The organism is Corallococcus sp. AB038B (assembly GCF_003668955.1).
Taxonomy (GTDB): Bacteria; Myxococcota; Myxococcia; order Myxococcales; family Myxococcaceae; genus Corallococcus; species Corallococcus exiguus.
This window is the reverse complement of the sequence record NZ_RAWO01000190.1, coordinates 1-420: the sequence shown is the minus strand read 5'-3', so window position 1 is coordinate 420 and position 420 is coordinate 1. Positions and strand designations below refer to the sequence as shown.

Below are 420 nucleotides of genomic sequence, written 5' to 3'. Positions count from 1 at the left end.
CCGCGCCCCTCATCCCGAACGCCAGCGTGAACTCGCAGGTCCACAACTCCGGTGAAGTGTGGGCCACCATGCTGTGGGAGGCATATACCTCGCTGCTGCGCGCGCACCCGTTCCAGGAGGCCCAGGACCGGATGAAGCGGTACATCGTCCTGGGGTACATGCAGACGCCCTACGCGCCCACCTTCCTGGAGGCGCGTGACGCCATCCTCGCGGGTGCCTATGCCATCGACCCCGCGGATGCTGAGCGGATGTGGACGGCCTTCGCCAAGCGTGGCGCCGGTGTCGGCGCCGTGGCCCCGTCCTATGTCTCCACCACCCACGAGGGTCTGGTCGAAAGCTTCCGCACCGGCCCCGCGCTGGGGCTCGTGAGCGCGACGCTCTCCGACGACCTGCCCACCGGTTCGTGTGATCGCGACGGTG

The 420-nt window shown here is 68.8% G+C and carries 1 protein-coding gene; it reads left to right on the top strand.

Translation table 11 applies throughout. The annotated features are described in order from the left end of the window. A partial coding sequence (locus tag D7Y04_RS42965; RefSeq protein WP_147477361.1) for a M36 family metallopeptidase occupies positions 1 to 420 on the top strand: 420 nt, incomplete at both ends.